The organism is Pantoea sp. FN0305 (assembly GCF_050113845.1).
Taxonomy (GTDB): domain Bacteria; phylum Pseudomonadota; class Gammaproteobacteria; order Enterobacterales; family Enterobacteriaceae; genus Mixta; species Mixta alhagi.
The window spans coordinates 127,679-140,434 of sequence record NZ_JBNJSN010000001.1 but is presented as its reverse complement, the minus strand read 5'-3'; the positions used below and the strand labels follow the sequence as shown (position 1 = coordinate 140,434).

General features: G+C 53.6%; 11 protein-coding genes. 1 reads left to right on the top strand and 10 read right to left on the bottom strand.

Annotated elements, in window-relative coordinates; genetic code table 11:
- Nucleotides 1-4 precede the first annotated feature (4 nt).
- Both ACQE3Y_RS00685 and ACQE3Y_RS00680 read right to left on the bottom strand, forming a co-directional pair.
- Complete coding sequence (locus ACQE3Y_RS00685; protein WP_426980663.1) at nt 5-2,455, bottom strand: glucose/quinate/shikimate family membrane-bound PQQ-dependent dehydrogenase; 2,451 nt, start codon at nt 2,453-2,455, stop codon at nt 5-7.
- Nucleotides 2,456-2,812: 357 nt separating this feature from the next.
- Nucleotides 2,813-3,025: a zinc ribbon domain-containing protein gene (locus ACQE3Y_RS00680; protein ID WP_426971663.1), complete on the bottom strand. Its 213-nt coding sequence runs from the start codon at nt 3,023-3,025 to the stop codon at nt 2,813-2,815.
- A gap of 300 nt (nt 3,026-3,325) precedes the next feature.
- Here ACQE3Y_RS00680 and ACQE3Y_RS00675 point away from each other — a divergent pair, with 300 nt between their 5' ends.
- Entirely contained in the window at nt 3,326-3,508 is a 183-nt protein-coding gene (locus tag ACQE3Y_RS00675) for a hypothetical protein (RefSeq protein ID WP_426971661.1), read from the top strand.
- Nucleotides 3,509-3,544: 36 nt separating this feature from the next.
- On the opposite strand, the gene der is transcribed toward ACQE3Y_RS00675, so the two are convergent.
- The 8 genes from der to ACQE3Y_RS00635 form a co-directional block, all read right to left on the bottom strand.
- On the bottom strand, nt 3,545-5,032 hold the full coding sequence (der, locus tag ACQE3Y_RS00670; protein ID WP_426980662.1) for a ribosome biogenesis GTPase Der: 1,488 nt from the start codon (nt 5,030-5,032) through the stop codon (nt 3,545-3,547).
- Nucleotides 5,033-5,202: 170 nt separating this feature from the next.
- Nucleotides 5,203-6,384, bottom strand: a complete 1,182-nt coding sequence (bamB, locus tag ACQE3Y_RS00665) for an outer membrane protein assembly factor BamB (RefSeq protein WP_085070728.1) — start codon at nt 6,382-6,384, stop codon at nt 5,203-5,205.
- A gap of 19 nt (nt 6,385-6,403) precedes the next feature.
- Nucleotides 6,404-7,021 (bottom strand): YfgM family protein, encoded by a 618-nt coding sequence (locus tag ACQE3Y_RS00660; protein ID WP_250650591.1) that lies wholly within the window; start codon nt 7,019-7,021, stop codon nt 6,404-6,406.
- Nucleotides 7,022-7,057: 36 nt separating this feature from the next.
- Nucleotides 7,058-8,332 (bottom strand): histidine--tRNA ligase, encoded by a 1,275-nt coding sequence (gene hisS / locus ACQE3Y_RS00655; RefSeq protein WP_085070724.1) that lies wholly within the window; start codon nt 8,330-8,332, stop codon nt 7,058-7,060.
- Between the two features lie 141 nt (nt 8,333-8,473).
- On the bottom strand, nt 8,474-9,595 hold the full coding sequence (gene ispG / locus ACQE3Y_RS00650) for a flavodoxin-dependent (E)-4-hydroxy-3-methylbut-2-enyl-diphosphate synthase (RefSeq protein WP_085070722.1): 1,122 nt from the start codon (nt 9,593-9,595) through the stop codon (nt 8,474-8,476).
- A 39-nt stretch (nt 9,596-9,634) separates the two neighbouring features.
- Nucleotides 9,635-10,681 (bottom strand): cytoskeleton protein RodZ, encoded by a 1,047-nt coding sequence (rodZ, locus tag ACQE3Y_RS00645; protein ID WP_426980661.1) that lies wholly within the window; start codon nt 10,679-10,681, stop codon nt 9,635-9,637.
- Nucleotides 10,671-11,408: a type IV pilus biogenesis/stability protein PilW gene (gene pilW / locus ACQE3Y_RS00640; RefSeq protein ID WP_426971655.1), complete on the bottom strand. Its 738-nt coding sequence runs from the start codon at nt 11,406-11,408 to the stop codon at nt 10,671-10,673. The genes rodZ and pilW overlap by 11 nt, the downstream gene beginning before the upstream one ends.
- A gap of 94 nt (nt 11,409-11,502) precedes the next feature.
- Nucleotides 11,503-12,672, bottom strand: coding sequence for a bifunctional tRNA (adenosine(37)-C2)-methyltransferase TrmG/ribosomal RNA large subunit methyltransferase RlmN (locus ACQE3Y_RS00635; RefSeq protein ID WP_085070716.1), 1,170 nt, complete (start codon nt 12,670-12,672; stop codon nt 11,503-11,505).
- Nucleotides 12,673-12,756: the final 84 nt, after the last annotated feature.

Here is a 12,756-nt window from a genome sequence, read left to right as displayed (position 1 = left end):
TTTATTATTTCTTCTCGATCTGGTCATCCAGCGCGTAAGCAATCACATAATCGCCGCGATCCGGCGACTGACGTGCGCCGCCCGCAGAAATCAGGATGTACTGCTTACCGGTAGTCGGCGAGACATAGCTCATGGGGCCGCCCTGACTGCCGACCGGCAGACGTGCTTTCCATACCTCTTTACCGGTGGAGCTGTCGAAGGCGCGCAGATAATAATCCTGCGTACCGGCGATAAACACTAACCCGCCCTGCGTGGCCAGCGTACCGCCCAGCGTCGGCATACCAATCGGCATCTGCATACGCATTTTCACGCCAAACGGACCGGTATCCTGCACGGTGCCTACCGGAACCTGCCAAACGATTTTCTGCGTTTTCAGGTCAATTGCAGAGAGCGTACCGAACGGCGGTGCCTGGCAGGGAATGCCCAGCGGCGACATAAAGCGGTTTTTATTAACCGCATACGGCGTGCCTTTCAGCGGTACTGCACCCATGCCGGTATTGATTGCTTCGCCGCCGTTGCTGCCGCGTGCAATTTTATCGGTGTTGGCCGGGATCATCTGTACCCACAGACCCAAACGCATATCATTAACAAAGATATAGTGATTGTTGGGATCGGTAGAGAGGCTGCCCCAGTTCATGCCGCCCAGCGAGCCAGGGAAACTGAGTGACTTATCGGTACCCGGTACGGTGAACAATCCGTCATAACGCATCGATTTAAAGGCGATACGACATACCAGCTGATCGAACGGCGTTGCGCCCCACATATCAGACTCTTTCAGCGTTTGCGCACCGATTTGCGGCATGCCTGTAGAGTGCGGCTGCGTTTTGGTGTACTGCTCGTTCGGGATATTGCCCTGCTTCATCGGCAGCTCTTCGACTTTCGTCAGCGGCTGACCGGTGAGGCGATCCAGCACAAAAATCTGCCCGGCCTTGGTGCCAAAAACCACCGCCGGTTTGGTGCTGCCATCTTTTTGCGGGAAATCAATCAGGCTCGGCTGCATGGGGATATCAAAATCCCACAGGTCGTTATGTACCGTTTGATAAACCCACTTCTCTTTGCCGGTAGTGGCATCAAGCGCCAGAATCGACGCGCCATATTTATGATCCAGCGGCGTACGATTAGCACCCCACAGGTCAACGGAGGAGCTGCCCATTGGAATAAATACGGTATTGGTCGCGGCATCCCATGACATTGGCGCCCAGGAGTTTGGCGTGCTGCGGGCATAAGACTGGCCCGGCTGCAGCGGCGCATTCGGCTGCTCATTGCCTGGATCGAATGCCCAACGCATCTGACCGCTAACCACATCGAAACCGCGCAGTACGCCGCCCGGCATATCGGTCTGCACGTTATCCGCTACGCGGCCGCCCACAACCACGGTAGTCCCTGCCAGAGTAGGCGCAGAGGTCAGCTGATATTTAGGATCCTGCGCATCGCCAAGTCCTGCTTTAAGATTAACGCTGCCGTTGTCACCAAACTGCTGGCAAAGCTCGCCATTATCAGCGTTGATCGCGATCAGGCGCGCGTCGATGGTGTTCATCAAAATACGGCGCTGGCAGCTATCACCCGCTGGCAAAGAGACCGGCGTAACCGGCGTTGAGCCAGGCATTGTTGGCTGAGGCAAAGGCTTATTAATATCAAAATAGGCCAGGCCACGGCAGCGGTTCCACACCTCGGCCTGTGCATTAACCTCATGTTTCCAGATTTGCTTGCCGCTGTCGGCATCGACCGCAATCACATTGTTGTGCGGCGTACACATGTAAAGACGGTTGCCTACCTGCAGCGGCGTTTGCTGATCTTCCGCGCCGTTGCCGGTCGGACTATCCGGTACATCACCGGTGTGGAAGGTCCAGGCAACTTTTAAATCTTTCACGTTGTCACGCGTAATCTGATCCAGCGCCACAAAGCGGCTTCCGCCCGCTGTGTTGCCGTAGTTCTCCCAGTTTTTCTGCGCTTTACTTTGATCGACTGGCACCAGCGGCAGCTGTTGACCTTCAAAAGCTACCGTAGGGTGAGGCTGAAACATCTGCACCAGCGTTGCCAGCATAGCAACGACCAGCACGGCACTGGCACCATAAGCGGCTTTCGCGGCTGAGGGTTTATTCTCATGTTTGCGCAGTGCCGGTAACGTCAGCAACGCAAGGATCATAAAGCCGGTCGGCACCATCAGGCGCGAAACCAGCGGCCAGAAATCAAAGCCACCATCAATCGGTGCCCAAATCAAGGATCCGACAAACACCAGCGCGAACAGCAGCACCGCTGACGTTTTGCGACGGAAAAACTGAATTGCAGAGAGAATGGTGACAATGCCAGCAATAAGGAAGTACTTGCTACCGCCAAGTACGGCGAGTTTACCGCCGCCGATAGCAAAGAATCCCCCGGTAGCCAGCAGTACCAGCCCCAGCAAAATGCACCATATACCCAGCCCTTTCGATGAGCGGGCAGTTGTTTGAACCATAGTAGAACTCTCCTGGTGGAACCAAGGCTTAGCAATAATGATTAAGTCATCTGCCCGGCATGCGGACCGGCGCGGTGATTTATTATGCAGCCATAACAATGAGTTAATCCGAAACGGGCGATCCGCCCGCCAGTAGATCTTCTTCCTTAACCATCAACGCTTACTGCGCGACTCAAAAGAAAATAGACCAACGGCGCGGATTGTACCAATTGGTTCATAATGATTTAAACAAATATTTAACAATAGTGCGAAAATTCGCACTTTTACTGCAAACAGACGGAGAGAAAAGCGGGAGGGAAAAGAAGAGTTGCGCATCTGGCCGCCAGCCAGAGTAAAAGCGGTGAAAGCTTTACCGACTCAGCGGGAAAATTCGACCCGTTTCTTTGAAATAAGCCCGTGCCCATGCGTGCAGAAATAATCGGTCGCACCGCAGGCTTTCAACACCTGAAGCGGCTGATGGCATTCAGGACAGTGTGCCTGGCGAACATAGTGCGCACCGCACCGCTCACAGCAGAAATCGCTATCGGTCAGGGTTAGCGGGAAATCACATGCGTCACAGTGTTGCTTCATAACCTTTCCTTAACAATGAATATAAATTAAGCATCCGACTTTTTGCCGTCGGGAAAAAACCACAAGGCCTTAATGCCAGAATAATCTTTTTCAGTGAGATTTGCATGGCGTCAGTGATAGCTGGATAAAATATAAGTAAATCAATGATAAAAAACAAATAATGAGCAATATGGTTTATTTTTAATAACTCATTAAAAAAATAATAATAGTAAAAACTAACCGCAGATTTATTAATTAATTGCTTATCGGGAGATACAAAAAATAAAGTTCAACTAGCTATTCTATTAGAGGATAATTGAAATGAAGTGCTTAAATAATGCACAGCTAAAACAGATTTCTGGCGCTAACCGTCCTGGCGGCTACTGGGAAAATGATTACTGGGACTACGACCAGCACAGCGCCTGGGCTAATCAGTGGCATGATGCGGGTCGCGATGCCTGGAACAACCGGGGAGAGAGAGATTATCCCTGGAACAGGTCATAAATATGATACGGGGCTGCATTTGCAGCCCCGTATCAATTAACGCTTGTTCTTTTTCAGGTGCGAAAGCAGACGCTTACGTTTACGCTGCTGATTTGGCGTCAGCAAGTTACGTTTACCGGCGAAGGGGTTATCGCCCTCTTTAAACTGAATACGGATCGGCGTTCCCATCACGTTCAGCGAACGGCGGAAATAGTTCATCAGGTAACGCTTATAGGAGTCAGGCAAATCCTTCACCTGGTTACCGTGAATAACCACGATCGGCGGATTATAACCACCGGCATGCGCATACTTCAGCTTAACGCGACGGCCACGCACCAGCGGCGGCTGATGATCTTCTGAAGCCATGTTCATAATGCGCGTCAGCATAGAGGTACCAACGCGGCGCGTAGAACAATCGTAGGCTTCATTGATGGATTCAAACAGATTGCCAACGCCACTACCGTGCAGGGCAGAAATAAAGTGAACCCGTGCGAAGTCAATGAAGCCCAGACGGAAGTCGAGCGTCTCTTTCACTTCGTCCCGGATCTCCTGCGACAGGCCATCCCACTTGTTAACCACAATAACCAGTGAGCGCCCACTATTCAGGATGAAGCCAAGCAGTGAGAGATCCTGATCGGAAATCCCCTGACGGGCGTCAATAACCAGCAAGACAACGTTCGCATCTTCAATCGCCTGCAGCGTCTTGATAACCGAGAATTTTTCAACCGTCTCGGTTACTTTACCGCGCTTACGCACGCCAGCGGTGTCGATCAGAATATATTCCCGATCGTCACGTTCCATAGGAATATAGATACTGTCACGCGTGGTGCCCGGCATGTCATATACCACGACGCGATCTTCGCCAAGGATGCGGTTAGTAAGCGTTGACTTACCAACGTTGGGACGACCTACAATGGCAATTTTTACCGGCAGGCCCGTTGGGTCGAACTCTTCTTCCTCTTCCTCATCTTCGCCGCTCTCTTTAGTCGCTAACGCCGCCCAGTAGGCTTCGTTTTCTTGCTCTTCAGTCAGCGGTTCGGCCGGCACGACCTCGTCCATCCACGGCAGCAGCGCCGTTTCCAGCAGCGTGGTGACGCCGCGTCCGTGCGATGCAGCGATAGAGTGAATCTCGCCCAGCCCCAGCGCATAAAAATCAACCACGGCGCTGTCAGCATCCATCCCATCGGTTTTGTTGGCGACCAGAAAGGTTGCTTTCTCACGCGAGCGCAGATGTTTGGCAATAGCCTGATCGGCTGGCATCAGGCCAGCACGGGCGTCAACCATGAACAGCACCACGTCCGCCTCTTCAATCGCTAACAGCGACTGTTCCGCCATCCGCGTTTCCACGCCATCCTCGGTGCCGTCAATACCGCCGGTATCGATGACGATGAACTCACGTCCTTCTACCTCGGCGCGCCCGTATTTACGATCGCGCGTCAGACCGGGGAAATCTGCCACCAGCGCATCGCGGGTGCGCGTTAAACGGTTAAACAGGGTGGATTTGCCCACGTTAGGACGCCCAACCAGCGCGACCACAGGTATCATAAATAAAGCCTCATTACGAAACGAAAAATCAGAAGCCTGAACAGGTTAGTATATACGGTCAGAACCGCCCCGATCAGGCTGAAGGCGCTAAGGATAACACGCCATCAAAAAAACGAAACGGCCCCTGTAAGCCAGGAGCCGTTAATCAGCGTTACGTTAGCCGCCAGGGGTTAACGGGTGATGGAATAAACCTCTCCGTTTTTGGCCTGGATCAGCAGCTTATCGCTGGCCACTACTGGCTCAGTCTGGAAGCCGGAGCCGTCAACTTTCTGCTGTGCCACAAAACGACCATCATCAGTATTCAGCCAGTGCAGATAACCTTCGCTGTCCCCTACCACGATATAGCCGTTATAGAGCACCGGCGAAGTCAGGTTGCGGTGCAGTAGATCGCTCTGACGCCAGATGGCGACACCGCCGTCGGCGTTAAGCGCCACGACGCGGTCATCCTGATCGACAAGATAGATACGGCCTGCATCAACAATGAAATCTTTCACCGAGCCGATCTCACGTTTCCATAAGATCTGACCGGAGCGCAGGTCCAGCGCCGTCAGGTTGCCGTTGTAAGCAAGCGCATACACCACACCGTTAACGATCACTGGCGTCGTATCAACATCGCTCAGACGATCGATTTCAGTGGCGCCGCTCGGCTGAGAAATACGCTGCTGCCAAATAATCTGACCCTGATTAAGGATCACGGCACTAACGCGACCATTATCGCCGCCTACAATCGCGCCGCCAAAGGCGGTTGCTGGCGCAGACTCGCCGCGCAGCGACAGCGCTGGCATGTCCAGGTTAACAGTCCATTTTACCACGCCGCTGCTCTGATCCAGCCCCTGCAGCATGCCGTTACTGGTATGAACCAATACCAGACCGTCGCTCACCACCGGACGAGAAAGCGCCTCGCCTGCGACTTTTGTCTGCCAGGCTATGGAACCATCACTGCTGTTGAGCGCATAAACCTGAGCGCGTTCGCTGCCAATATAGATATGCTCGCCGGCTGCGGTAATACCGCCTGACAGCAAGGCTGGCGTATTCTTCGAGAAGAAACCATTATCGGTAGAAAGGTTGATCTTCCATTTTTCTTTACCGTCACTGGCATCCATCGCCTTAACGATACCAAAACGGTCGGCAGCATAAACGGTGCCTTCCTGCCAGGCGGGATGCAGGTTTGAGTAATAATCGCCAATGCCGTCGCCGACAGAGGTGCTCCACGCTTCCTGCGGCTCAAATTGGTTTTCAACTTTCGGCAACGGGGCCATTTTGACGACATCTTCTTCGCCGCTAAACAGCGAGCAACCGCTGAGTAAAGTGACTGAAATCAGCCCTGGCAGCAGGTATTTACGTAATTCCATGCGCTCTCTCTTGAATGGCTTAACCTAAGTTATTCATTTTCATCTGCATCATTTCTTTCAGCGCCGGTGACGCTTCGGAATCGATCCCCTTACTCCAGGCATCACGGGCACCTTGTTTATCGCCCTTGCTTAGCAGCGCTTCACCGCGAATATCCGCGATGATAGCCGTCCAGCCTTCGCCTTTTATGCTGTCCAGGGTTTTCAGCGCCTCGTCAGCCTGCTTTTGCTGCAGCTGAATTCGCGCCAGACGCAGATTCATTACCGCCTGCAGGTTAGCGTTCTGCGTATGTTTTATGCCACTCTGAAGCTGCGTAGCCGCTTTAGCCAGCTCATTTTTATCAACGTATTGCTTCGCTAAATCGAGCGAAGCCAGTGCGCCATAGGTATTGCTGTTATCGTTAGCAAACTTTGCCACCGCTTCCAACGTCTGCGGCTTGCTGCCATCCAGCGCGCTGGTCAGCTGCTGGTAATGCGCTGACACCTCACGTGCGGAGGTATCTTCATGACCGCTCCAGTAACGCCAGCCAGCCAGGGCACCGATGCCCAGCACCACGCCAACCGCTAATGCTTTGCCGTTATTGGCAAAAAAACGACGGAGCGCGTCCACCTGTTCGTTTTCGTTGCTGTAAACTTCCACGCCATCCTTCTCCTTAACTGTTCCTGCCGTAAGCGCTTATGACAACAGCGTCACTAACGCCGCCGCGACATCGTTTTGCGCCAGCGTTTGTTGCTCGCCGCTGCGCAGGTCTTTCACCACTACCTGCCCGGCTTTTACTTCGTCTTCACCCAGCACCAGCGCAACGCGAGCGCCCCACTTATCGGCACGGGCAAACTGCTTCTTAAAATTACCGCCGCCGAAGTTGGTCATGAGTTTCAGCGCTGGTGCGGCATCACGCACCTGCTCAGCCAGTTGCATGGCGGCAGACTGCACGCCCTGACCTGAAGCGATAACATAGACATCAACAATACGAGACGGTTCAAAATCGGGGTTTACCGCCTGCACCAGCAGCACCAGACGTTCCATACCCATGGCGAAACCCACGCCCGGCGTAGCACGACCGCCCAGCTGCTCTACCAAACCGTCATAACGGCCACCGGCACAAACCGTGCCCTGCGCGCCCAGGCTGGTGGTTACCCATTCAAACACTGTGCGGTTATAGTAGTCGAGGCCGCGCACCAGACGCTGGTTGACGGTATACGCGATACCAACGCTGTCCAGCAGCGCACACAAGCCGGTGAAATGCTCGCGCGACTCTTCATCCAGATAATCGCCAAGCGTAGGCGCATCGTTTAACAGCGCCTGCACCTCTGGATTTTTACTGTCCAGTACGCGCAGTGGATTGCTGTACATACGACGTTTGCAATCTTCATCCAGCTTTTCTTTATGCTGCTCCAGGAACGCTACCAGCGCTTCGCGATAGTTGGCGCGCGCTTCCAGCGAGCCAATAGAGTTCAGCTCCAGTGCGACGTGGTCGGCAATTCCCAGCGCTTTCCACCAGCGAGCGGTCATCATAATCAGTTCAGCATCAATATCCGGCCCCTGCAGGCCAAAGACTTCAGCACCGATCTGGTGGAACTGACGATAGCGGCCTTTTTGCGGACGTTCATAGCGGAACATGGGACCCATGTACCACAGACGCTGCTCCTGGTTATAGAGCAGGCCATGCTCAATACCCGCTCGCACGCAGCCTGCGGTCCCTTCCGGGCGCAGCGTCAGGCTTTCGCCGTTGCGATCGTCGAAGGTGTACATCTCTTTTTCCACCACGTCGGTCACTTCGCCGATAGCGCGCTTAAACAACGGCGTATGTTCTACGATCGGCAGGCGAATTTCGCTGTAGCCATAGCTGGCCAGCACCTGTTTAAGGATCCCTTCGATACGCTGCCAGACAACGGTGTCTGTCGGCAAATAGTCGTTCATGCCGCGGATGGCCTGGATGTTCTTCGCCACGTCATTTCTCTCTATATGTAAATTACACCAGACATATTGCCTGGCCGTTCTGGTAATAACACCAAAAACGTAAAACAGAAAAAACCTGTACGGCGCAGCCGTTCAGGTTCATTCAGCGCGCCACCAGCGTGACGCCGCCAGTTACTTTTCTACCTGCTGCACATTAATGCGGCGGGTTTCATCAAGCATTGCTGCTTTGGCACGAATTCGCGCCTCAAGCTGATCGATCATATCATCATTGTCGAGACGGTCGCGCTGACGCACACCATCTTCATAAAAGCCGCTTTTCTTGTTGCTGCCGGTTACGCCCAGCGTTGAAACCAACGCTTCGCCTGGTCCATTTACCACACAGCCGATAATCGATACATCCATCGGCGTGATAATATCTTCCAGCCGCTGTTCCAGCGCGTTAACGGTGCCGATAACATCGAACTCCTGGCGGGAACAGGTTGGGCAGGCGATAAAGTTAATGCCGCGCGTACGAATGCGTAGCGACTTCAGAATATCGAAGCCAACTTTAACTTCTTCTACCGGATCGGCCGCCAGCGAAATGCGCAGCGTATCGCCGATGCCTTCTGAAAGCAGCAGCCCTAAGCCAATGGCTGATTTCACTGCACCAGCGCGTGCGCCACCCGCTTCGGTGATACCCAGATGCAAAGGCTGATCGATCTGCTTCGCCAGCAGACGGTAGGATTCGACGGCCAGGAAAACATCAGAGGCTTTAACGCTCACCTTAAACTGATCGAAGTTCAGTCGATCAAGGTGATCCACATGACGCATCGCTGACTCAAGCAGCGCCTGAGGCGTCGGCTCGCCATACTTTTCCTGCAGATCTTTTTCCAGCGAGCCGGCATTCACGCCGATACGAATAGGGATATTACGATCGCGCGCGCACTCCACTACCTGGCGGATACGCTCATTGTTGCCGATATTACCGGGATTAATACGCAGGCAGTCAACGCCATACTCCGCTACTTTCAGCGCAATACGGTAATCAAAGTGAATATCCGCCACCAGCGGAACATTGACCTGCTGCTTGATAAGCTTAAAGGCTTCTGCGGCGTCCATCGTGGGCACTGAGACCCGCACGATATCAACGCCAACGCGCTCCAGCGCTTTAATTTGTTTAACCGTCGCTTCCACATCCGTGGTACGCGTATTGGTCATGGATTGTACGGCGATAGGTGCGCCGTCACCCACTGGCACCTTGCCGACGTAAATACGCGTTGATTTGCGACGGATAATGGGTGCTTCGTTATGCATGTTGTTTCTCCATAATCGCCGCGAAGCAGCGCTCGGGGCTTACTGCGCCCCAAGCGTCAAGCGGGCAACCTGGTTGGTACGAATAAAACGACTTAAATCAACGGGCTGGCCCTGGTAGTGAACCTGTACCGCTGCCGGTGCGCCAATTTTCAGACGATAAGGCGCCGTACCGGAGAGGCTGAGTTTACCACCACTACGTTGCATTCCGCTGAACAGTTTTTTACCTGCCGCATCGGTCACTTCCAGCCAGCAGTCGGCATTAAAATCCAGTACGACCGTATTTGCATCAGCGGCGGGCGGGCTAACGCTGGCGCTACTGGTTGGTAAAGGGGAAGCGTTATGCGTTACAGGCGCGGGCTCGGTAACTGGCGCCTGACTTGGGGAAACGACAGCATTCGCGTTATCAGCGCTGGCGGTTGCCGTAGGCGCTGCGGCAGCTGGCGCAGCGGTATTCGGCGCTGGCGCGCTGGTACCGGGCGCGGCGGTGTTAGCCGCAGCGCTGCTGGTATTGTTGGCGTCATTTAACGGCACGCTGGTCCCCTGGTTTTCAGGTTGCGTTGCTGTCTGAGACGTACTATCGATGCTGCCGCTGTCGGTTAAAGGAATCGACTGGCTATTATCGTCAGCGGTACTGCTCTGATCGGAGAGCGAGACCAGATCGTCCTGGGCGGCTTTATGGTTCTGCCACCACCAGGCGCCGGTCAAACCCACCACGACAAAAACCACCAGCCAGGTAAAAATCATTAACCAGCCGTCACGTTTTTTACGCCGTTTGCCCAACGAGAAGCTCTGCATCGGCTCGACCTTTGCCGCACGCACCGGAGCCTGCTTCGCCATCATCGGCAGCAGCTCCTCTTCAGGGACGTGAACCAGACGCGCATAAGAGCGAATGTAACCACGTAAAAAGGTTGAGGCTAAATCAGCGGGGGCTTTATCCTCTTCAATGTTTCGCACGGTGGAAAGTTTCAGGCACAGGCGCTCAGCTACGTTTTGCTGTGTCAGCCCCATTTGCTCACGGGCTGCGCGCAGGCGGGTGCCTGTGGAATTTGCTGCTGCTGTTGTATCTTGAGTGGCTTCAGTATTCATTAGCTAGAAAATGCTGGTACTGTATCGATTGTGGAAAATTTTGCGCCAGTTGCTGACCGTAACGTGCTTTATCTACGGTCCGCTGTTCCAGCGCAGCGAAACGAATCTCCAACCACAGGCTTTCTGCTGTCGCAGGCACGCTGTGATGATATACCTCTAACAAAAGCCGCGCTTGCTCAAGCTCATGTTTTTCAAGATGCTTTTTAGCTTCAGTCAGTAACGCATCCACCTTGTGCCGATCGTTCTGCAGCGCCTGGAGGAGCATCTGTCGTGCAGATGCATACTCCTTCTGCTGCAACCAGCAATAACCGGCGCGTTCCTGACTGTCAGCCCTCGCTACGGCAGAATCCTGCACCGCAGCCAGAGTAAATTGTTGATGCGCCGCATCATACTGCCCTAAACCGCAAAGAAACGCACCGTAATTGTTAAGCACATAACCATTTTTTGGTGCGTTTTTCAGCGCCATTCGGAAATAATGGTGCGCCATTGCACTATCATTTTCCTGCTGACAGAGACGCGCCATCGCCAGCAGTACCCGATAATCTTTTGGCGCATCCTGCAACGCCCGCTGCAAATTGCGCCGCGCCGCCGACAATTCCCCCTGCGAGAGGTAAATCAGCCCCAACTGCAGGCGAATTTGTCCGCTGGTGCCGGGCTGTTTTTGTCCGTTGCAGCCCGTCAGCATCAGCGTCGCTAATACTATCAGGCAGGGTAATCCTTTACGCATACCGCCTCCCTGTGTGATGAAGTCTGGTATGTTACGCCAAACTCAGCAAGGCAGGCAGCCTGTAACGCCTGAAAAAGGCTTTACTTGTCCGGTTTCAGAGCGCCTTCACAGATATTTGTTCACCGGCCATTTTCTTGCGCAGCGTACGCTTGGTGCGGTCAATAACATCACCGGCCAGCTGACCACAGGCGGCATCAATATCGTCACCACGGGTTTTACGAACGATGGTGGTAAAACCATAGCCCATCAGCACTTTCGCAAAGCGATCGACGCGGCTATTCGAACTACGGCCATAAGGCGCGCCCGGGAAGGGGTTCCATGGGATCAGGTTAATCTTACATGGAGTATCCTTCAGCAGCTCTGCCAGCTCATGGGCGTTATCGGTGCTGTCGTTAATATGATCCAGCATGACATATTCAATCGTAACGCGACCCTGATTAGCATTGGATTTTTCCAGGTAACGGCGCACCGCAGCCAGGAAGGTCTCAATATTATATTTTTTATTGATCGGCACGATCTCGTCACGAATGGTATCGTTCGGCGCATGCAGCGAAATCGCCAGCGCGACGTCGATCACATCGCCCAGCTTATCCAGCGCAGGCACTACGCCAGAAGTGGAGAGCGTGACACGACGCTTGGAGAGGCCAAAGCCGAAATCATCCAGCATAATTTCCATCGCCGGGACAACATTATTCAGGTTAAGCAGCGGCTCGCCCATGCCCATCATCACGACGTTAGTAATCGGCCGCTGGCCGGTGACTTTAGCGGCACCAATAATTTTCGCGGCGCGCCATACCTGGCCAATGATTTCAGAAACGCGCAGGTTGCGGTTAAAGCCCTGCTGTGCGGTTGAACAGAATTTACACTCCAGCGCACAACCAACCTGGGAAGAAACGCACAGCGTAGCGCGGTCGTCTTCCGGGATATAGACCGTTTCCACCAGCTGATCGCCAACGCGAATCGCCCATTTAATCGTGCCATCGGCAGAGCGTTTTTCTTCAGCGACTTCCGGCGCACGGATTTCGGTTAACTGCTTGAGCTTATTGCGCAGCACCTTATTGATGTCGGTCATTTCATCGAAATCATCACAGCAGTAGTGATACATCCATTTCATAACCTGATCGGCACGGAAAGGTTTTTCGCCAAGGGAAAGGAAAAACTCGCGCATCTGCTGACGATTAAGATCGAGCAGATTGATTTTTTCGCTTTTGGGGGAAACAACAACGGGAGATGCGGACGACGGCGTCACAATGTGTTCGGACATAATTTTCTCTGGCCTCGTTATTACACGTTATGGCCCTGGTTAGGGATAAAAAAGAAGCGCCCTCGCTGAGTAAACTCATGAGGG

Bases quoted from the DNA above. Each gene is read 5' to 3' on its own strand.
- ACQE3Y_RS00675 (WP_426971661.1), top strand. From the start codon at position 3,326: ATGAAGTGCTTAAATAATGCACAGCTAAAACAGATTTCTGGCGCTAAC.
- ispG (WP_085070722.1), bottom strand. From the start codon at position 9,595: ATGCATAACGAAGCACCCATTATCCGTCGCAAATCAACGCGTATTTAC.
- pilW (WP_426971655.1), bottom strand. From the start codon at position 11,408: ATGCGTAAAGGATTACCCTGCCTGATAGTATTAGCGACGCTGATGCTG.
- ACQE3Y_RS00685 (WP_426980663.1), bottom strand. From the start codon at position 2,455: ATGGTTCAAACAACTGCCCGCTCATCGAAAGGGCTGGGTATATGGTGC.
- rodZ (WP_426980661.1), bottom strand. From the start codon at position 10,681: ATGAATACTGAAGCCACTCAAGATACAACAGCAGCAGCAAATTCCACA.
- ACQE3Y_RS00635 (WP_085070716.1), bottom strand. From the start codon at position 12,672: ATGTCCGAACACATTGTGACGCCGTCGTCCGCATCTCCCGTTGTTGTT.
- ACQE3Y_RS00680 (WP_426971663.1), bottom strand. From the start codon at position 3,025: ATGAAGCAACACTGTGACGCATGTGATTTCCCGCTAACCCTGACCGAT.
- der (WP_426980662.1), bottom strand. From the start codon at position 5,032: ATGATACCTGTGGTCGCGCTGGTTGGGCGTCCTAACGTGGGCAAATCC.
- bamB (WP_085070728.1), bottom strand. From the start codon at position 6,384: ATGGAATTACGTAAATACCTGCTGCCAGGGCTGATTTCAGTCACTTTA.